Raw genomic sequence first — 17,599 nt, 5'->3', positions numbered from 1 at the left:
CGGGCCGGAGTTAGTGTGACGAACGCGTCCGCCGGCCCCCGGGACGGGTCGGGACCGGCCGGTATCGGTCGGAACCGGCCGGAACCGGTCGGGGCGCCGGTCGGTGCATCGGACCACGGCCGGCCGGGACCGGCAGCCGAGGGCAGCAGGAGAGGGAGGTGCCGCGATGCGCGCCGTGCGCTGGCACGGGAGGGGCGACGTCAGGTTCGAGACCGTGCCCGACGCCCCCGAGCCGGGGCCGGACGAGATCCGTCTCGCCGTCGCCTGGTGCGGCCTGTGCGGCAGCGACGTCCTGGAGTACCGCTCGGGACCCCTCCTGGTGCCCGTGGAGCGGCCGCACCCGGTCACCGGGCGGCGCGCGCCGCTGGCCCTGGGCCACGAGGTGTCCGGCCGGGTCGCCGACGCCGGGGCGCGGGCGGCGCGCGCCGGGCTCACGCCGGGGACGCTCGTCGTGCTCAACGCGCTGCTGCCCTGCCGGGACTGCCCCAGCTGCCGGTCGGGCGACTGGCACCTGTGCCCCGACTTCGGGCACCTCGGCATGTCCGCGGACGGCGGGCTCGCCGACCTGATCACGGTGCCCGCCGAGATGGCCGTGCCCGCGCCCGAGGGCCTCGACGCCCAGACCGCGGCGCTCGGCGAGCCGTTCGCCGTGGCCTGGCACCTGCTGCGGCGGGCCGGCCTGCCCCGCGGGCGGCGCTGCCTCGTCGTCGGCGCCGGGTCCATCGGGCTGGCCGCCGCCCTCATGCTGCGCGCCGAGGGCAACGAGGTGACCGTGACCGACACCGCGGCGCAGCGCCTGGCCGTCTGCGCCGCGCTCGGCCTGGACCCGCTGCCCGTCGCGGACGGCGCCCCGGCGGGGGAGTACGGCGGGGCCGACGTGGTGCTGGAGTGCTCGGGCACGGGACCCGGCTTCGACCTGGCCTGCCGCGCCGCGCGCCCCGGCGGCACCGTGGGCCTCGCCGGGCTGCCGGAGCGCCCGGTCCCCTTCGACGTCGCCGCCGCCGCCCACCGCGAGCTGACCCTCGTCGGCAGCATGTCCCACCAGACGGACGCCGACCTGCGGCCCGCCCTCGACTTCCTCGCCGGCCACGCCGAGGAGGCGGCCACGCTGATCACCGGCCGGGTGGAGCTGCCGGACGCGGTGCGCGACGGCCTCGACGTCCTCGCCGGCCCGGACCGTGGCCGGCACATCAAGATCCTGGTCAGAGCCGGAGGCATGGCATGAGTGGAATCAGCGGCGGCAGGTCGGGCGGCGCGGGCGCGCCGGGCGGCGGCGCGGGCACCCAGGACGGCGCCCGGCGCAGCTCGGCCTGGTTCGGGGCCGAGGGCCGCAACGGCTTCATCCACCGCTCCTGGATGCGCAACCAGGGCTTCGGGCCCGAGGTCTTCGACGGCCGCCCGGTCATCGGCATCGCCAGCAGCTGGTCGGAGCTGACCCCCTGCAACGCGCACCTGCGGGACGTGGCCGAGGCCGTCAAGCGCGGCGTGTGGGAGGCGGGCGGCTTCCCGCTGGAGTTCCCGGTGATGTCCCTGGGCGAGCCGCTGATGCGCCCCACCACGATGCTCTTCCGCAACCTGATGGCGATGGAGGTCGAGGAGACCATCCGCGCCAACCCGCTCGACGGCGTCGTCCTCCTCTCCGGCTGCGACAAGACCACCCCGGCCATGCTCATGGGCGCGGCGAGCGTCGGCATCCCGGCCCTCATGGTCACCGGCGGGCCGATGCTCAACGGAAAGTTCCAGGGCCGCGACATCGGCTCGGGCACCGCCGTGTGGAAGCTGACCGAGGAGGCCAGGGCGGGCCGCATGTCCGAGGCCGACCTGGCCGAGGCCGAGGGCTGCATGTCCCGCAGCCGCGGCCACTGCATGACGATGGGCACCGCCTCCACCATGGCCTGCCTCGCCGAGGCCCTCGGCATGCAGCTGTCGGGCGGGGCCGCGATCCCGGCCGTCGACGCCCGCCGCTACGCCCTCGCGCAGGCCTCGGGGCGGCAGGCCGTGGAGCTGGTGCGGCGCGACCTGCGCCCGGCCGCGCTGCTGACCAGGGCGGCCTTCGAGAACGCCATCAGGACCAACGCGGCCCTCGGCGGCTCGACCAACGCCGTCGTGCACCTGCTCGCCCTCGCCGGCCGGCTCGGCGTCCCGCTCGACCTGGACGACTTCGACCGGCTGGCGGCCGAGGTGCCGGTGCTCGTGGACCTGATGCCCTCGGGCCGCTTCCTGATGGAGGACTTCTTCTACGCGGGCGGCCTGCCCGTCGTGCTGCGCGAACTCGACGAGGCGGGGCTGCTGCACGGCGAGGCCCTGACCGTCAGCGGCCTGACCGTGCGCGAGGAGACCGCGGGCGCCCGCTGCTGGAACCGCGAGGTCATCCGCCCGGCCGCCGAGCCCTTCCGCCCCGCGGGCGAGGGCACCGTCGTGCTGCGCGGCAGCCTGTGCCCGGACGGCGCCGTGCTGAAGGTCTCGGCCGCCTCCCCCGGCCTGCTGCGCCACCGCGGGCAGGCCCTGGTGTTCGACCGCATCGAGGACTACGTGGCGGCGGCCGACGACCCGGAGCTCCCGGTGGACGCCTCCACCGTCATCGTGGTCCGCAACGCCGGGCCACGCGGCTACCCCGGCTTCCCCGAGGTGGGCAACCCGCCGGTGCCGAAGGTCCTCCTGGAGGCGGGCATCGAGGACGTGGTGCGGATCAGCGACGCGCGCATGAGCGGCACCGGCTACGGCACCTGCGTGCTGCACGTCGCCCCGGAGGCCGCGGTCGGCGGGCCGCTCTCGCTGGTGCGCACCGGGGACTGGATCGAGCTGGACGTGGCGGCCAGGCGCCTCGACCTCGACGTCGACCCCGCCGAGCTGGCCCGGCGCACCCCGGCCCAGGCGCCCGCGGAACCGGCCGCCACCCGCGGCTGGGTGAAGCTCTACACCGAGCACGTGATGCAGGCCGACCGGGGAGCCGACCTGGACTTCCTCGTCGGCGGCAGCGGGGACGCGGTCCCGCGCCACAGCCACTGAGCGGCCGGCCGGGCCCGCGTCCGGGGCCCGGCCGGTCCCCTCCCGGCGCGCCGCTACGCGGCGGCTCCGCTCCGTGCGAGTGCGCTCCGCGTGGCCCCGGGCCCCGCGGCCGGCGGGGCCACCCCGGGATCGAGGGCGCCCGGCACCGACAGGAGCGCGTCGTACCAGGCGGTGGCCATCTTCCCGTAGCCGGTGGCGTTGGGGTGCACGCCGTCGGCCAGGTCTGCCACCGTCAGGGCGCGGTACATGTCGACCAGGTGGACGTGCCTGCCCGCGTCCACCTTGCTCTGCACGATCGCCGGCACCTGCGCGTTGAACGTCCGCACGGTGGAGTCGGCGAAGGAAATGGGGATGATCGTCGCCACGAACAGCTCCGCGTCCGGGGACTGGGCGGTGATGTGGTCGATCAGGGCGGACAGCCGGGCCGGGGCGCCGGCCGGGTCGGACCCGTACATGTCGTTGGTGCCGATGTGCAGCAGGATCACGTCGGGGTCGTAGGTGGCCAGCCAGTTCGTGACGTTCGCGTCGATCTGGGCGATCGTCCAGCCCGAGTGGCCCTCGTGGTCGTGGTCGCCGAGCTGGCTTGGGCCGTTGGACAGGGAGCCGACGAAGTCGACCTCCTGCCCCGCCGCGACAAACTTCTGCCACAGGTCGATCCGGTACGCGCCCGGCACGGTGATGCCGTCGGTGATCGAGTCGCCGAGCGGCATGACGCGCACCGGCCCGGCCGCGGGCTCCGCGGCCCGGGCCGCACCGGCACCGGCGATCACGGCGGCCAGCGCCGCCGCCAGGGCGATCAGCCCGGCCAGCAGGCGCCTGATCGGCCGGGCCGGTGGGGAACTGCGGGGGATGCGGCCGTGGGATGTGGGGGTGTGCACGGCAGGCTCCTTCGTGGGGGTGGGGCCCGGCCGCCCTCCCGCACGCCGTGGCCGGGACCGCCGCGACCGGGCCGAACCCGGGCCGGTGGCGGCGGCGCGGGCGGCCTTCCGGCCGGTGCGGCGCCCTCGCGGGCGGCCTGCCCGGGGGACGCCGGCGCGGCCGGCGCGGCTGAGCGGCCGAACCGGAACAGCAGGGGCGCCAAGCGGCCGCCCGGCGGGCGGGACCGCATCCGCCAAGGGTGCGCCCGGGCGGTGGGGCCGAGCCCTGCCGTCCGGGCGCGCTGACGGGGCGTCACCACCGTGGCACGATCCCGCACGCCCCTCCATCAGACGGGCGTCGGGGAAAGGCAGCCCCCACCCCGACGAACGCGCCCGCCGCCCCGCGCTCCACAGAACGCCGCGGCACGCGCCCCCGGCTCCCGAGCGGAACGCCCGCGCCGACTGCCACGGAACGCCGCGCCGAAGGGAGGGATCATCGGCCGGAACACGTCGCCCCGCGGCCGGATTTCGTCAGGCCCCGGCGGAACTCCCGGCGGGAGTCCGACGAACTCCGCACGACGCGGCCTAGAGCGGCGAGCCGTAGTTCTCGGCCTTGTCGAGGATCTGCGTGAACCGTTCCCACCGCGCGGCGGCCTCCGCGGTCGGTCCCACGGTGAAGTCCGCCGGGTCGAGAAAGTCGAGCCGTTCGCGCGTGGCCGGATCGAGGTCCTGCCACGCGGCCTCATCCTGCGGTGACCGAGCCGCAGTCATCGCACACCCAATTTCCGTTGTTGAGCCTTCGGCCATTGCCTGATCCGCACGACGGACATTCCACTGGCTGCCCCCTCGCACCCACCTAGCCTGCGGAGAGACGACTGTAGCGTGCCGCGGCCCGGCTCGGCAGCCCCCGCCGCACCGGCCGGGGGGCGGTCCCGCGGTGGGGCCGCCGGGCCGGCCGGCGCGGTGGGGGAGGCGCTCAGCCCACGCGGGTGAGGCGGTCGCCGATCCCGGGTTCGGCGAGGTCGGCGGCGAGCGCCACCGGCACCTCGACCCCGGCCACGGTCAGCGTGCCGACCTCGGTGCCCGCCTCGGCGGAGCGCGGCAACCCGTCCGCCGACTCCTCGATCGTGACGTCGACCCGGAGACCGTCCCAGCCGACCGCCGGCACGTCCTCGGTGACGACCACCGGGGTGTGCCCGCCGAAGCCGTCGTCGACGTAGCCGACCACATCGCCCTCCGCGAGCACGTTTTCCGACCGCAACTGGTTCTGGGCGAACCGGATCAGGGTGTCGCTCACGTTCAGCACCTCGGTGAGTATCGAGTTGTCGGCCTCGGCCGGCGGCTGGCCGAGCACCACGCCGACGATCAGCTGCGAGGTGCCGGCGACGTCCTGCCTGGCGGCGAACATCAGGCAGCCGCCCGCGGCCGTGGTGGTGCCGGTCTTGATCCCGACGACGTTGTTGACCGGCACCAGGCCGTTCCAGTTGTCGTGCTCGTCACCGTGGCTGTCGACGTACGCGGGCATCTGCACGATCTCGCGGAAGAGCGGGTCCTCCATCGCCGCCCTGGCCAGGATGGCCTGGTCGGCGGCCGTGCTGACGGTGGTCTCGTCCAGGCCGCTCGGGTCCGTGTAGGTGGTGTGGTCCATGCCCAGCTCGTGGGCCGCGTCGTTCATCTGCCGGACGAACTCCTCCTCGGAGTCCGAGCCGGTGTCCCAACGGGCGAGCAGACGGGCCACGTTGTTCGCGGAGGCGATCAGAATCGCCTGGAGCGCCTCGCGTTCGGTGAGGGTCTCGCCCTCCCGCACGTCCACGGTGGACTCGTTCTCCTCGCTCAGCCCGGCGTCGGACTCGGCCTGGGCGTCCACGGGGATGGAGGCGCCGTCGGAGTCCTCGGCCACCGGGTGGTGCTTCAGGATGAGGTAGGCCGTCATCACCTTGGCCACCGAGGCGATCGGCACCGGCTCCTGCTCGCCCGCGGTGCCGAAGGTGCCGACGCCGACCACGTTCAGCGCGGCCTGCCCAGGGCCCGGCCAGGGCACCTCGGGCGCCTCGCCCTCGAAGGTGTAACTGTCGGCGGCGGTCAGGTGCAGGCTGGGGTCGGGCAGCGGGCGCACCACCTGGACGACCCCGACGACCAGCAGGAGCAGAACGACCAGCGGCGTCCAGATCTTGACCCGGCGCACGGAGGTGCGCAGGAGGGTCGGCGGGGGCGCGGGCCGGTTGGTGAGCGCGGCCAGCAGTTCGAGCGGATCGCGCTCGGAGTCCGCGGGCGGGGGAGGCGCCGTCGGCTTGGGCGGCGCGGCGACCCGGGCGCGCTCCTCGGCGGCCTGCTCCGGCGTCACCAGGGGCTTGAGCACCGGCGCCGGGCGCTCGGGCGCGGGGGGCGCCCCGGTCTTGCGCGCCTCCGGCTCGGGCAGGCGGAGGGCGGTGGTGGGCTGGTCGACCGGCCGGTCCCGGCGCTCGGGCGCGGCGGGCTTGCCGCCCGGTGCCCGCTCCGGGGCCGCAGGCGTGGGCTTTGCGGGAGCAATGATCCGCGTTGCGGCATCCCGGGTGGCCTTCCCCGCCGCGGGCTTCCCCTGCGGGGCCTTGTCCTCCGCGCCCTCCGCGGTCGCGTTCCGCGCGGTCTCGCCTCGCGAGTCCCGCGAGGTCGTGTCCGGTGCGTCCGGTGCGTCCTGCGAGGTCTTGCCCTGCGGGTCCTGGCCCTGCTTGGCCTTGTCCTGCGGGGCCTTGCTCTGCTTCGCCTTGTCCTGCGGGGCCTTGTCCTGCGGGGCGTCCGCCGGTGGGGTGGCGTCCGGGGCTGCCGGGGACCCGGCGGACTTGGCGGATCCGGACGTGCCGCTCCGCTGTTCCCCCTCGCCCGAACCGCCCGGCCGGTCCGCCGCGGAGGGCCGCTCGCCTATCCGCGCGCCCGCGCCGAGGCCCGCTGCGGCGGAGGCGGCGGCCACCCGCCCTGGCGTTCCGGAGCGCCCGGACTCGCCGTCGCCCGCCGGACGTTCGGCCTTCTCGGTCCCATCGGTCGCCGCGGTCCCACCAGTCTTCGGCGTACCACCGGCCGCCGCGGCCCCGCGGCTCGCGCCGGCGTCGCCGGCCTCACCCGCCGTGCCGCCCTTGCCGGTTGGGCCCCCGGCGCCGGTCTCCGCCGCCCCGGCGGGCGCCCCGGCCGCGGAAACGCCCGACGCGCCTGGCCCGTTCGGCCTGCCGGGCGCGGCGGCCTTGCGGTTCTTCGCGGGCCTGCCCTGCCCGGCCTTTTGGGACGGGAGTTGCAGGACGGCGGTCGGCTGGTCGACGGGCCGGGCGGCGGGCCCGGCCTCCTCTTCGCCCCGCCCGGCCTGCTTCGCGCCCTTCGCGCCCTTCGCGTTCTCGGCGCTGTCGGCGTTCTCGGCCGCCTTGGTGTTCTTCGCGCTCGCCGTGCCCTGAGTCCGCTGCGTTTTCTGCGGCTTCTGTGGCTTCTGTGGCTTCTGTGCCTTCTGCGGTGCTGCCGTTCGCTCCGTCGCGGCGGCGGGGGGCGTGCTCGTGTCTTTGCGGCCGTTTCCTTTGCCGCTGCCGCTGCCGCTGCCGCCCTCGCCTCGCCCGGCGCGGGCCCCCTCGCGTGGCGGCAGCCCGAGGACGGTGGTGGGCTGGTCGACGGCCGGCCGGCCGCTCCCCGTCGCGTCCCCGCCGCCCGATGCGCCGGTCCGCGCCCGCGGCTTTTCGCGCGCCCCCTTCTCGCCCCCGGCGTCCCCGGCCGCGCCGTCCGCCCCGAAGGCCTCCCGCTCCGCCTCGTCGCGCGGCGGCAGATGGAGCACCGCCGTCGCCTGGTCGACCGCCCCGGCGCTCGCCGCCTTCCGCGCGCCCTCTCCGCTGTCCCCGGGAACCTTCGCGTCCTCGGGAACCCTCCGGGCCCCCTCAGGCGTCTTCTCCGATGACTCTCGCTCCCGATCCCGATCCGACATGTCCGGGGACTCGCCCGACACCCGTACCTCCCTGCACGTCGTTCCTGGCCCGAGCCGTGGAAAGGCGGCTCGTGGCCCCCTCAAGTCTGCCGGGCCAGGCTGACCGCGACGCCCCGCCCCAGTGGCGAAGGGTCCCCGCCGTCCGTCCATAGGACGACAACGACATATCTACGGGTTCCCACACAAAACAACCACGCACCCTCGACAGAACAATGTGAGAGGCGTCACCCTGTCTTTCATCCACGCGGGGAGGCATGGATGGGCAGGAGTCGTAGAACCATTCCGGAGGAGCTGCTGCTGCTGGCTCTGGACCCGGCCACGGGCACCACAGCGCAGCCGCAGTCGCTCGACCTCGGCCTTGCCGGAGCGCAGCTCGTCGAGCTCGCCCTGGCCGGACGTATAGCCCCAGATGGGGACCGAATAGCCGTGATACTGCCACGGCCGACGGGAGATCCCACCCTGGACTGCGCCCTTGAGCTGCTGCGCAGACGCGGCAGCCCGGTCCGGGCCGTCCACTGGATAGGCGGACCCAGACTGGGACTTCGCCAAACCTATCTCACTCACCTGGAACGCTGCGGCATGGTCCACGCCGTGGAGAACCAGATGTGCGGGGTGCTGCCGACGACGCGGTACCAGGCGACGGACACCGCGGTCAGCCGGCAGATCCGCGCACGCCTCGACACCGCGATCCGCACCGGCACGCCACCGGACGCGCGGACCGCGGCCCTGGCGGCCCTGGCCCACGCCGTGGGCCTCGGCAAGCACCTCTACCCGGGGAACGAGGGGCGGTCCTCCCGCTCCCGGCTCCGGGACCTCATCAGGCACGACCCGATGGGCGGCCTGGTGGCGCACGCCGTCATGGATGTGCAGAACGGCGTCGGCGGGCAGGCCGCCGCCGCGCGGCGCGCGCAGTCCGGCGGCGCCCCGCGCAAGCCGGGGCGCGCCCCGGCGCCCGCGGCGGCCATGGCCGTGGTCGGCCAGTCCTCGGCCCCCGAGCAGATGCGGCGGAGAGGGGTGACGAGAGCCGCGGTACGTCCTTCGCTGTCGCACTGACCACACGACGAGGACCCGTGCCGGGGCATCCCGGCGCGGGCCGCCGGACGGCGGGAGGGAGACCTCCGGTTCGCCTCCGGCGCACCACAGCCACGACGCGAGAGCCACACCGGGAGCCGCGTTCCCGCATGGGGTGTGGCGGCGGCCGGAGACGAAGGCCGCCGTCATGCCCCATGTGCATGTGCGGGGCCGGCGGGTGCGGGGCCGGGCGGCCACCCGGCGTCGCCCGGTGGCGCCGTCGCGTAGCCGTTTCCCAGCGAACGCGCCGGGCCGGATGGCAGTCTGCTGGGTAGATCTGCTTGGCATGACGGTCAAGTGACCAAACGGAGGTGCGCAGTTCGTGGCGAGCAACGTCAATCCTACAGTCCGGCGACGCAGGCTCGGCCAGGAGTTGCGGCGCCTCAGGGAGGACCGGGGGCTGACCGCGGAGGAGGTGGCCGACCGCCTCCTGGTGTCCCAGTCCAAGATCAGCAGGCTGGAGAACGGCCGCCGCAGCATCAGCCCGCGCGACGTGCGCGACCTGTGCGGGGTGTACGAGGTCGCGGACAAGAAGCTGGTCGACTCGCTGATGCAGATGGCCAAGGAGTCCAGACAGCAGGGCTGGTGGCACGCCTTCGCCGAACTCTCGCCCACCTACAGCGTCTACATCGGCCTGGAGACCGACGCCTCCTCGCTGCGGGTGTACGAACCGCTCGTGGTGCCGGGGCTGTTGCAGACGCCGGCCTACGCCGCCGCCGTCATAGCCGGGGCGCTGCCCGAGGTGGGGCAGGAGGAGGTCAACAGCAGGGTGCAGGTCCGCATGCGGCGCCAGCAGCGGCTGTGGGACGAGAAGCAGCCCCTGCGGCTGTGGGTCGTGGTCGACGAGGCGGCGCTGCGGCGCCGGGTCGGCGGCGAGGAGACGATGCGGGAGCAGCTGCGGCAGCTGGTCGCCTGCTCGAAGCTGCCGCACGTCACGCTCCAGGTGCTGCCGTTCTCGGCCGGGGCGCACCCGGGGGTCAACGGGCAGTACACGATCATGGAGTTCCCGGAGGCGAGCGACTCCACGGTGATCTACCTGGAGGGCGGCACCAGCGACCTCTACCTGGAGAAGCCGCACGACGTGCAGCACTACAGCGTGATGTACGAGCACCTGCGGGCCCAGGCGCTGAGCCCCGAGCAGACGATTCGCTTCATCACGGAACTGGCCGGGGACTGACGCCCGTTCCCGCGTCTTCCCATGCGTCTTTCCGTGCGTCGTCCCGGCCGCGTTCGGTTTTCCTTCGGCCCCTCTTTCGTCTCCTTCGGTCTTCCTGCGGTCTTCTTTTGGTCTTCTCTTCCTGTGCTTTCGGCGCTTGCCGCCTCGTTCGCTCGGCCCGTTTCGTTTCCCCGGCCTTTCCGCGGAAGGGCCGGGGATTGTCCCCCGGGCCGGCCGACGCGGTGACCGGGCGTCATATACCCCAAGCCCCCTGCCCGGGAAGGACTGTCTCGGCGAATCACCCTTTCAGGTGAAGCGTGACATCGTGTGTCGATCCGACCTAGTACGGTCGCCGCGTCCTTAACGACCGACCGGCAACTCCGGAGCAGAGATGACCATTGCGCGAGGCAGCACGGGGACCTGGACCAAGTCGACCTATTCCGCGGGGAGCGGCGCCTGCGTGGAGGTGATGTCCCCGGCCAGGCACCGGCTCGCGGTGCGCGATTCCAAGGTGCCCGCCGGGCCACGCCTGGCCTTTTCCGCCGGCTCCTGGTCCGTCTTCCTGGCCGCCCTGCCGCCGGGAGGTGGGCAGGGCTCCCGATGAGCCGCGGGTGAGCCGGGGCGGCCCGGTGCCCCGGCCGCCGGCCCGCGGGCGGCGCGAGGCGGCCGCCGCAGCGGCGCCGCCGCGGGTGGGGGAGCGAGGCCGGAGGGGGAGGAGCTGCCGGCGGGCGGGGACTGTCAGTGGCGGGTGGCAGGATCGTGGCATGGAGCAGCAGACGGGAGCCTGGGCGGTGGTGGCGGCCTACTGGGACGCGGCGGCGGACGCCTTCGACGAGGAGCCGGACCACGGGCTGCGGGACGGCCGGGTGCGGCGGGCCTGGGCGCGGCGGCTGGCCCAGTGGATACCGGTGGCCGCGGCCGACGTGCTCGACGTGGGCTGCGGAACGGGCTCGCTGTCCCTGCTGCTGGGCAGGGCGGGCCACCGGGTGCTCGGCGTGGACCTGTCGCCGCGCATGGTGGAGGCGGCCAGGGCCAAGGCGGCGCGGGCCGCGGTGGCCGCCTCCTTCCTGGTGGGGGACGCCGCGGCGCCGCCGACCGGCAGCCGGCGCTTCGACGTGGTGCTGGCCAGGCACCTGCTGTGGACGCTGCCCGACCCGGCGGCCGCGCTGAGCGCCTGGGTCGGGCGGCTGCGGCCGGGCGGGCGCCTGGTCCTGGTCGAGGGCCGCTGGGGGGCGGCCGAGGGCTCCGCCGCGCCGTACGGGGGCGCGGTGGGCGCCGCCCTGCCGTGGGGCTCGGGGGTGGGCGCGGCCGAGCTCGCCGGGGTGGTGGCCTCGCTTCCCGGGGAGCCGCGGGACGTGCGGACCTGGTCGCTGACGCAGGACGCCGAGGACTTCGCACTGTGGGGCGGCGAGGTGTCCGACGAGCGTTTCGTGCTCACCGCGCGCTTCGCGAGCCCGCCGGGCGCCTCGGGGGCGTGCTGAGCCGTGCCGGGCCGGGCCCGAAGGCGACCGTATGCGGTCCTGGCGTGCACCGCCTAGGCTGGCGAGAGGGGAAAGCGAGAGACCAGACGAAGGTCAGCGGACCTAAGGAAGGTGTCGCCATGGCCGAGACACCCGGGGCCCCCGAGCCGCCCGAGCCGCCGGACGGCCTGGAGCAGGACGACCTGGTGGAGGAGACGCCCACCCCGGACCGGCTCCTGCACTCGGGGGGCGACCGCCCGATCACCCCCGAGGACCTGGTGCGGCTCAGCGGCCGAGAGCCCACGCCCGAGCTCGTCGAGGAGGCGCGGCAGGCGATCGAGGAGGAGGGGCCGGCCGCCGTCGAGCGCTACCTGCCCTGATCCGCCGCCTGCCCGGCCCCTCCCGCCTGCCCGGCCCTTCCCGCCGGGCCGGGACCCGCCCGCCGGGGCGGGCGCCGGGCGGCGGAATGATCCGGGCCCGGGCCTGGTTGTCTGCTGCCGGAACGCAGCAGCGAGCAGGACCGAGCAGGGAGGCGGGCGAGCGTGGCCGCGAACGCAGGGACACCAGGCGCGGAGGGCGCGCACCGGGACGCCGCCGCCGGCACGGGCGCGGGAGACGGCATCAGGGGCGTGCGCAGGGGCCGTGCCCCGGTGCCGCTGTCCGTGCTCGACCTGGCCACGGTCGGGGTCGGCTTCACCGCCTCCGACGCGCTGCGCACCACGGTCGCCCTGGCCCGCCTCGCCGAGCGGCTCGGCTACCACAGGTTCTGGGTGGCCGAACACCACTCCATGCCGGGCGTCGCCTCCTCCTCCCCGCCCGTCATCCTCGGCCACCTCACCGCCCACACCGAGCGGATACGCCTCGGCTCGGGCGGCGTGATGCTGCCCAACCACGCCCCCCTGGTGGTCGCCGAGCAGTTCGGCACGCTGCACGCCCTCGCGCCCGGCCGCGTCGACCTGGGCCTGGGCCGCGCCCCCGGCACCGACGGCGCCACCGCCGCGGCACTGCGGCGCGGGCGGACCGACGGCCCCGACGAGTTCCCGCAGCAGGTCGCCGAGCTGGTGCGGTTCATGGCCGACGACTTCCCCGGCGCCCACCCCTACTCGCGCATCCACGCGGTGCCGGGGCCGGTGCAGGGAAAGGTGCCAGGCGGCGTGCAGACGGCCGACCGGCCCCCGGTGTGGCTGCTGGGCTCCTCCGGCTTCAGCGCGGAGCTGGCCGGGCGGCTCGGCCTGCCGTTCGCGTTCGCACACCACTTCTCGGCCGCCAACACGGTGCCGGCTTTGGAGCTCTACCGGCACTCCTTCCGGCCCTCGGAGTGGCTGGACGCGCCCTATGCGCTCATCGGCGTCTCGGCGTTCGCCGCCGAGGACGAGAAGGAGGCGCACCGGCAGGTGCTGACCGGCGCCCTGTCGATGGTGCGGCTGCGCACCGGCAACCCCGGCCTCGTGCCCAGCCCCGAGGAGGCGGCGTCCTACCCGTTCTCGCCGCTGGAGACCGACGTCGTGGACGGCTGGCTGGCCAACGTGGTGTACGGGACGCCGGACGCGGTGCGCGAGGGGCTGGATGCGCTGGCCGCGCGGACCGGCGCCGACGAGTTGATGATCACCACCAACGCCCACGGCCCCGAGGCGAGGCTGCACAGTTACGAGCTGATCGCCGGCGCCTACGGCATCGGCTGAACCGGCGCGTTCCCCGGGCGCAACAGCGCGGCGGCGGGCCGCTGTTGGCCCGTGTGGCGGGAGGGACTAGGGTGCGGCCGTTCTGTCCGCGCACGAATCCAGCCGATCCGTGTGAACCGAAACGGGGGAAGCGCGATGGCACAACGAGTGCACCGGCCGAGCGTGCCGGGGGATCTCGGCGATCCCCCGGACCTGTGGGTGCGCGCCGCCACCCTGGCGATGCTGGCCGCCGTCGGCATCGACGGGGACGAGTACGAGCTGTCCGAGGACCGGCTGCGCTGCGACAACGCGGGCGGCAGCTACTGGTGGCGGCTGACCCTGCACGGCGAGGGCCGCGCGGTCTTCTGCGGGCAGGACGCCGACGGCAGTCACGGCCACCTGCGGGAAGAGCCGGTCGACTTCCTGGCGGGCGGTCCCGACTGGCTGCCGCTGGCCGAGCTCCGCGCCGAGCAGCACAAGGGGCTGCTCGGCTACGCGTACTGGTGGGAGGGGGGCGCCTGGCACCGCGCCCCCTACCCCGAGGACCTGGCCGACGACGGGCTCGAACTGTCCGCGGGCTGGGTGATCGCCGACGAGGAGGTCACCGAGCAGCTGTGGGAGGCCGTCGAGGGCGGCCGGAACGCCGGCGAGGCGGTGGCCGCCTTCCTGGGCAGGGCGCGGGCCCGCACGGTGGACGCGAAGGCGGTCGCCGCGCTGCTCGGCGCGTTCTCGCCCGCCGAGCCGCCGAAGCCGCAGGAGGTGGCCACCGCCCTGGAGTTCGCCACCAGGGCCGCCCTCACCGCCTGAACCGCCCGCCCCGAAGGCTGAACCGCCCGCCCCGAAGGCCAGGTTCGCGCCCGCCCCTGCCGCGAGGTCAGCGTTCCGCGCCGGCCGTGGGCGCGTGGCCCTGGGGCCCGGGGCGCCGGCCGGCGCGGTCGCGCTCCCACTCCTCACGGGTCAGCGCGTACTCCACCTCGCCCTGCTCCGCGCCCGGCAGCGGCTCCGGCCAGTCGACGAAGAAGGTGCGCACCCACACCAGGCCCGTCTTCTCCATCACCCGCCGGGAGGCCGCGTTCACGCTCATCGTGGTCGCCACCACGCGTTCCACGCCGAGCGTGGCGAAGCCGTGGTCCACCAGCGCCCGCGCCCCCTCCGTCGCCAGGCCGCGGCCCCAGACGGAAGGGAACAGCCGGTAGCCCAGCTCGACGACGTTGCGGCCGCCGTGCAGCCCCGCGCTGCTCACCGGGCCGAACTCGAACCAGCCGAGGAACGCCCCGCCGTCCCGGGCGACCGCGGCCCGATGGCCGAGTCCCTCCGGCAGCTCACGGTACCGGGCCAGCATGGCGGGCAGCGTCCGGTCGCGGATCTCCTCGGGCGGCACCGGGCGGCCGTCGTCGAGGTGGCGCATCACCCGCGGGTCGCCGTGCAACGCCGCCAGGTCCCGGGCGTCGTCCACGGTGAGGGCGCGCAGCCGCAGCCGCGCGGTCGTCAGCTCCTGGAGCACGGGCCCATTCGAGCACCGGGGGCGGGCGCGCCGCCAGCGATTTGTGCGGCGGGCGCTCAGCCCGCGGGGCGGATGCGCAGGACGGCGGCCCCGTCGAGGACGCCGACGACCGCCACGCTCATCGCGTCGTTGATCACCCCGGTGTTCCCCACCGGGCAGGACAGGCCGAGGGAGCCGGGCGAGGTGGCCGTCGGCCCGGTGATGGTCATCGAACAGCCGCCGTCGCTGGCGTAGCTCGACCGGGTCAGCGGCCCGAACAGCGAGACCTCCTCCGCGTCGATCCCGGTCACCTCGATCGACGCGAGGCCGTAGGACTGCGGCACCGGCACGCTGTCCCCCTCGGTGACCCGGATCTCGCAGGTCCCGTCGGCGCAGGCCCCGGCGTTCTCCCCGTCCGCCGGCTCCGGCAGCGAGGAGGGCGTCGGGCTGGGCGTCGGGCTGGGCGTCGGGCTCGCGGTTGCGGTGTCGCTCGCCGCCGCGGTGGGGTCCTGGGCGGGCGAGCGCTCCTCGCCGCCCGCCGCGGTCCCGGTGGGGCGCCGCGCGGCGGGCTCGTCGTCGGAGCAGGCGGTGAGGGCGCCGAATGCGGCGGCGAGGACCAGGGCCACGGCGGCGGGCGAGAGGGTACGCGTCATGCCCGGCAGGAAACCCGATCCCGGGCGGGACCCCTCCCGGGCGGGTCCGGCGGCCGAGTCGACGGCGAGCCGGCGGCAGGACCGACGGCGGCCCGGCGGCAGGACCATCGGCGGGCGGCGGCCGGGGCCCGCCCGGGTCAGCGGTCGAACACCGCCGTCACCGGGGCGTGGTCGCTCCACCGCTCGGCGTGGCTCGCGGCCCGCTCCACGTACGCCTTGACCGCCTGCCCGGCCAGCCCTGGCGTGCCGCAGAGCAGGTCGATGCGCCAGCCGGTGTCGTTGTCGAAGGCGCGCCCGCGGTACGACCACCAGCTGTAGGGGCCCTCCTGGTCCGGGTGCAGGGCGCGGACCACGTCCGTGTACCCGCCCTCCGCCGGGTCGAGGACGCGGCCGAGCCAGGCGCGCTCCTCGGGCAGGAAGCCGGCGTTGCCGCGGTTGGCCCGCCAGTTCCTCAGGTCGGCCTCGCGGTGGGCGATGTTCCAGTCGCCGCAGACCAGCACCTCGCGCCCGGCCGCGGCGGCGCGTTCCCGCAGGCGCACCAGGTAGGGCAGGAAGGCGGCCATGAACCTCTCCTTCTCCGCCTGCCGCTCCGTGCCCACCTCGCCCGAGGGCAGGTAGAGGCTGGCCACCGTCAGCCCGGGCAGGTCCGCCTCCAGGTAGCGGCCCGAGCCGAGGAACTCCTCGGCGCCGAAGCCGACCCGGACCGCGTCCGGCTCCCGCCGGGTGAGCAGCGCCACGCCCGCCCTGCCCTTGACGGCGGCCGGGGCGTAGGCGGCGTGCCAGCCCGCGGGGCGCCAGACGTCGGCGGGGAGTTGCTCCTCGACCGCCCGCACCTCCTGGAGGCACACGACGTCGGCCGGGGAGGCCGCCAGCCAGTCCAGGTAGCCCTTCTTGACGGCGGCCCGCAGGCCGTTCACGTTCACGGTCGTCACGGTCAGCACCGCACGAAGGTAACAAACCGCGCCGGACGCGCCCGCGGCGGTCAGCCGCGCAGCCGGACCAGCCCGGCCCGGGTCTCCGTGAAGCCGCAGGAGCCGAAGTAGAACGGCCGCAGGTGCTCCTCGAAGTCCACGTGCAGCCACTCGCAGCCCGCGTCCCGCGCCCCCCGCGTCGCCTCCGCCACCAGGGCCGCGCCGATCCCCGCGCGCCGCGCCCGGCGCGCGACCGAGGTGTCCAGCAGGAACGCGTGGGCCGCCCCGTCCCAGGCGACGTTGACGAAGCCGAGCAGCGCGCCGTCGGCGCCGCCCCGCGCCACGACCCAGCCGAGGCTGTGCCGTTCCAGCTGGCCGCGCCAGTCGTAGCCGGCGTCCGGGGGGTGGCCGAACGCCTCGGCGTGCAACTCCTCGACCTCGGCGGCGTCGAACTCGCCGCGCCACTCGTAGCGGACCCCGCCGACCCCGCCGCCGACCCCGCCGACCTCGCCGACCCCACCGTCGTCCTGCCTCGCCATTCGGCCGATCCTAGGTCCCCTCCCGCGGGTTGGGGCCCCTCCTGCGGGACCCGGGGAAGGCCCGCGCGGGGGCGGGCTCCGGGCCGCGCGCCGGGGCGCCGCCCGTTTTCGTAGGATCAACGCCATGACGAGCGGAACGAGCATCGGCGCGGACGCCGGCACCGGAGGGGCGGCCGGCGCGGGCCGGTCCCGGGCCGCCTTCGACATTCTGACCCGCGGCTTCGACCACCCGGACGCGCGCCGGCTGAACGACCTGGTGCAGGCCGAGTACGCCGCGCGGTACGGGGACGAGGGGGACGTCACCCCGCTCGAACCCGGCATGTTCGCCCCGCCCAGGGGCCGGTACCTGCTGGCCTACGACGCGGGAGGGCGGCCCGTCGCCTCCGGCGGCTGGCGGGCGCGGAACGCGGGGCCCGGGAGCGAAGGCGACGACGCGGACGGCGGCGACGACGGGGAGGGCGACGGGAACTACCGGGACGGGGACGCCGAGATCAAGCGGATGTACGTCGCCCCCGAGGCCAGGCGCGCGGGGCTCGCGCGCCGCATCCTGGCGCTGCTGGAGGAGGACGCGCGCCGGGCGGGGCGCATCCGGATGGTCCTGGAGACGGGCATCGCCCAGCCGGAGGCGATCGCGCTGTACGAGAGCAGCGGGTACCTGCGGCTGCCCGAGGCCGAGAAGTTCGGGGTCTACCGGTTCAGCCGGACCAGCAGGTGCTACGCCAAGCCGCTGTGAGCGCACGCGCCCCCGCGCGCCCCGCCGTCGCTCCTGCCACCCCCGCGCGCTCCACCCCCGCACGCCCCGGCGCCGCCTGCCCCGCTTCCCCCGGGCACGCACCGCCGCACGCCCCTACCGATCAGTAGGTTC

General features: G+C 75.6%; 17 protein-coding genes. 10 read left to right on the top strand and 7 right to left on the bottom strand.

Annotated features, from left to right (window positions below; translation table 11 throughout):
- Positions 1–166: 166 nt before the first annotated feature.
- A complete protein-coding gene (locus D7294_RS26925; protein WP_120684308.1) occupies positions 167–1,225 on the top strand; it encodes an alcohol dehydrogenase catalytic domain-containing protein in 1,059 nt (352 codons plus the stop codon).
- A complete protein-coding gene (locus D7294_RS26920) occupies positions 1,222–3,009 on the top strand; it encodes an IlvD/Edd family dehydratase (RefSeq protein ID WP_120684306.1) in 1,788 nt (595 codons plus the stop codon). Before D7294_RS26925 ends, D7294_RS26920 begins: the two co-directional genes overlap by 4 nt.
- Positions 3,010–3,062: 53 nt before the next feature.
- Here the strand turns inward: D7294_RS26920 and D7294_RS26915 are convergent, their stop codons facing one another.
- The 3 genes from D7294_RS26915 to D7294_RS33480 all read right to left on the bottom strand — a co-directional run bounded on the left by D7294_RS26915 (position 3,063) and on the right by D7294_RS33480 (position 7,653).
- A complete protein-coding gene (locus D7294_RS26915; protein ID WP_241562648.1) occupies positions 3,063–3,887 on the bottom strand; it encodes an SGNH/GDSL hydrolase family protein in 825 nt (274 codons plus the stop codon).
- Between the two features lie 564 nt (positions 3,888–4,451).
- A complete protein-coding gene (locus tag D7294_RS26910; RefSeq protein ID WP_120684302.1) occupies positions 4,452–4,637 on the bottom strand; it encodes a hypothetical protein in 186 nt (61 codons plus the stop codon).
- A gap of 205 nt (positions 4,638–4,842) precedes the next feature.
- The gene (locus tag D7294_RS33480) at positions 4,843–7,653 is read right to left on the bottom strand and encodes a D-alanyl-D-alanine carboxypeptidase family protein (protein ID WP_194117771.1); all 2,811 of its coding nucleotides are present in this window, start codon (positions 7,651–7,653) and stop codon (positions 4,843–4,845) included.
- Between the two features lie 405 nt (positions 7,654–8,058).
- On the opposite strand from D7294_RS33480, the gene D7294_RS26900 reads away from it, so the two are divergent.
- From D7294_RS26900 to D7294_RS26870, 7 genes are all read left to right on the top strand, one after another.
- Positions 8,059–8,853 (top strand): GOLPH3/VPS74 family protein, encoded by a 795-nt coding sequence (locus tag D7294_RS26900; RefSeq protein ID WP_241562647.1) that lies wholly within the window; start codon positions 8,059–8,061, stop codon positions 8,851–8,853.
- A gap of 340 nt (positions 8,854–9,193) precedes the next feature.
- Complete coding sequence (locus D7294_RS26895) at positions 9,194–10,048, top strand: helix-turn-helix domain-containing protein (RefSeq protein ID WP_120684300.1); 855 nt, start codon at positions 9,194–9,196, stop codon at positions 10,046–10,048.
- A 370-nt stretch (positions 10,049–10,418) separates the two neighbouring features.
- The gene (locus D7294_RS26890; RefSeq protein ID WP_120684298.1) at positions 10,419–10,631 is read left to right on the top strand and encodes a DUF397 domain-containing protein; all 213 of its coding nucleotides are present in this window, start codon (positions 10,419–10,421) and stop codon (positions 10,629–10,631) included.
- A gap of 160 nt (positions 10,632–10,791) precedes the next feature.
- Complete coding sequence (locus D7294_RS26885; RefSeq protein ID WP_120684296.1) at positions 10,792–11,508, top strand: class I SAM-dependent methyltransferase; 717 nt, start codon at positions 10,792–10,794, stop codon at positions 11,506–11,508.
- Positions 11,509–11,627: 119 nt separating this feature from the next.
- Positions 11,628–11,867, top strand: coding sequence for a hypothetical protein (locus tag D7294_RS26880; protein WP_120684294.1), 240 nt, complete (start codon positions 11,628–11,630; stop codon positions 11,865–11,867).
- Positions 11,868–12,107: 240 nt separating this feature from the next.
- A complete protein-coding gene (locus tag D7294_RS26875) occupies positions 12,108–13,169 on the top strand; it encodes an LLM class flavin-dependent oxidoreductase (protein WP_241562654.1) in 1,062 nt (353 codons plus the stop codon).
- Between the two features lie 135 nt (positions 13,170–13,304).
- The gene (locus tag D7294_RS26870; RefSeq protein ID WP_147450917.1) at positions 13,305–13,955 is read left to right on the top strand and encodes a hypothetical protein; all 651 of its coding nucleotides are present in this window, start codon (positions 13,305–13,307) and stop codon (positions 13,953–13,955) included.
- A gap of 67 nt (positions 13,956–14,022) precedes the next feature.
- Here D7294_RS26870 and D7294_RS26865 read toward each other — a convergent pair whose 3' ends face one another.
- The 4 genes from D7294_RS26865 to D7294_RS26850 form a co-directional block, all read right to left on the bottom strand.
- A complete protein-coding gene (locus tag D7294_RS26865; RefSeq protein ID WP_120684287.1) occupies positions 14,023–14,652 on the bottom strand; it encodes a GNAT family N-acetyltransferase in 630 nt (209 codons plus the stop codon).
- Between the two features lie 56 nt (positions 14,653–14,708).
- Positions 14,709–15,284 carry a hypothetical protein gene (locus D7294_RS33475; protein WP_120684285.1) on the bottom strand — a complete coding sequence of 192 codons (576 nt, stop codon included), beginning with the start codon at positions 15,282–15,284 and terminating at the stop codon, positions 14,709–14,711.
- 137 nt (positions 15,285–15,421) lie between these two features.
- Entirely contained in the window at positions 15,422–16,225 is an 804-nt protein-coding gene (locus D7294_RS26855) for an exodeoxyribonuclease III (protein WP_174248450.1), read from the bottom strand.
- Positions 16,226–16,266: 41 nt separating this feature from the next.
- Complete coding sequence (locus D7294_RS26850) at positions 16,267–16,734, bottom strand: GNAT family N-acetyltransferase (protein ID WP_120684283.1); 468 nt, start codon at positions 16,732–16,734, stop codon at positions 16,267–16,269.
- 124 nt (positions 16,735–16,858) lie between these two features.
- On the opposite strand from D7294_RS26850, the gene D7294_RS26845 reads away from it, so the two are divergent.
- Positions 16,859–17,467 carry a GNAT family N-acetyltransferase gene (locus D7294_RS26845; RefSeq protein ID WP_120684281.1) on the top strand — a complete coding sequence of 203 codons (609 nt, stop codon included), beginning with the start codon at positions 16,859–16,861 and terminating at the stop codon, positions 17,465–17,467.
- Positions 17,468–17,599 lie beyond the last annotated feature (132 nt).

Origin of the sequence: Streptomyces hoynatensis (genome assembly GCF_003626535.1) — a bacterium.
In the GTDB taxonomy this organism is placed as follows: Bacteria; Actinomycetota; Actinomycetes; order Streptomycetales; family Streptomycetaceae; genus Streptomyces; species Streptomyces hoynatensis.
This window is presented reverse-complemented; position numbering and strand designations above follow the sequence as displayed.

Bases quoted from the DNA above. Each gene is read 5' to 3' on its own strand.
- D7294_RS26845 (WP_120684281.1), top strand. From the start codon at position 16,859: ATGACGAGCGGAACGAGCATCGGCGCGGACGCCGGCACCGGAGGGGCG.
- D7294_RS26885 (WP_120684296.1), top strand. From the start codon at position 10,792: ATGGAGCAGCAGACGGGAGCCTGGGCGGTGGTGGCGGCCTACTGGGAC.
- D7294_RS26880 (WP_120684294.1), top strand. From the start codon at position 11,628: ATGGCCGAGACACCCGGGGCCCCCGAGCCGCCCGAGCCGCCGGACGGC.
- D7294_RS26870 (WP_147450917.1), top strand. From the start codon at position 13,305: ATGGCACAACGAGTGCACCGGCCGAGCGTGCCGGGGGATCTCGGCGAT.
- D7294_RS33475 (WP_120684285.1), bottom strand. From the start codon at position 15,284: ATGACGCGTACCCTCTCGCCCGCCGCCGTGGCCCTGGTCCTCGCCGCC.
- D7294_RS26900 (WP_241562647.1), top strand. From the start codon at position 8,059: ATGGGCAGGAGTCGTAGAACCATTCCGGAGGAGCTGCTGCTGCTGGCT.
- D7294_RS26925 (WP_120684308.1), top strand. From the start codon at position 167: ATGCGCGCCGTGCGCTGGCACGGGAGGGGCGACGTCAGGTTCGAGACC.
- D7294_RS26910 (WP_120684302.1), bottom strand. From the start codon at position 4,637: ATGACTGCGGCTCGGTCACCGCAGGATGAGGCCGCGTGGCAGGACCTC.
- D7294_RS26850 (WP_120684283.1), bottom strand. From the start codon at position 16,734: ATGGCGAGGCAGGACGACGGTGGGGTCGGCGAGGTCGGCGGGGTCGGC.
- D7294_RS26920 (WP_120684306.1), top strand. From the start codon at position 1,222: ATGAGTGGAATCAGCGGCGGCAGGTCGGGCGGCGCGGGCGCGCCGGGC.
- D7294_RS26890 (WP_120684298.1), top strand. From the start codon at position 10,419: ATGACCATTGCGCGAGGCAGCACGGGGACCTGGACCAAGTCGACCTAT.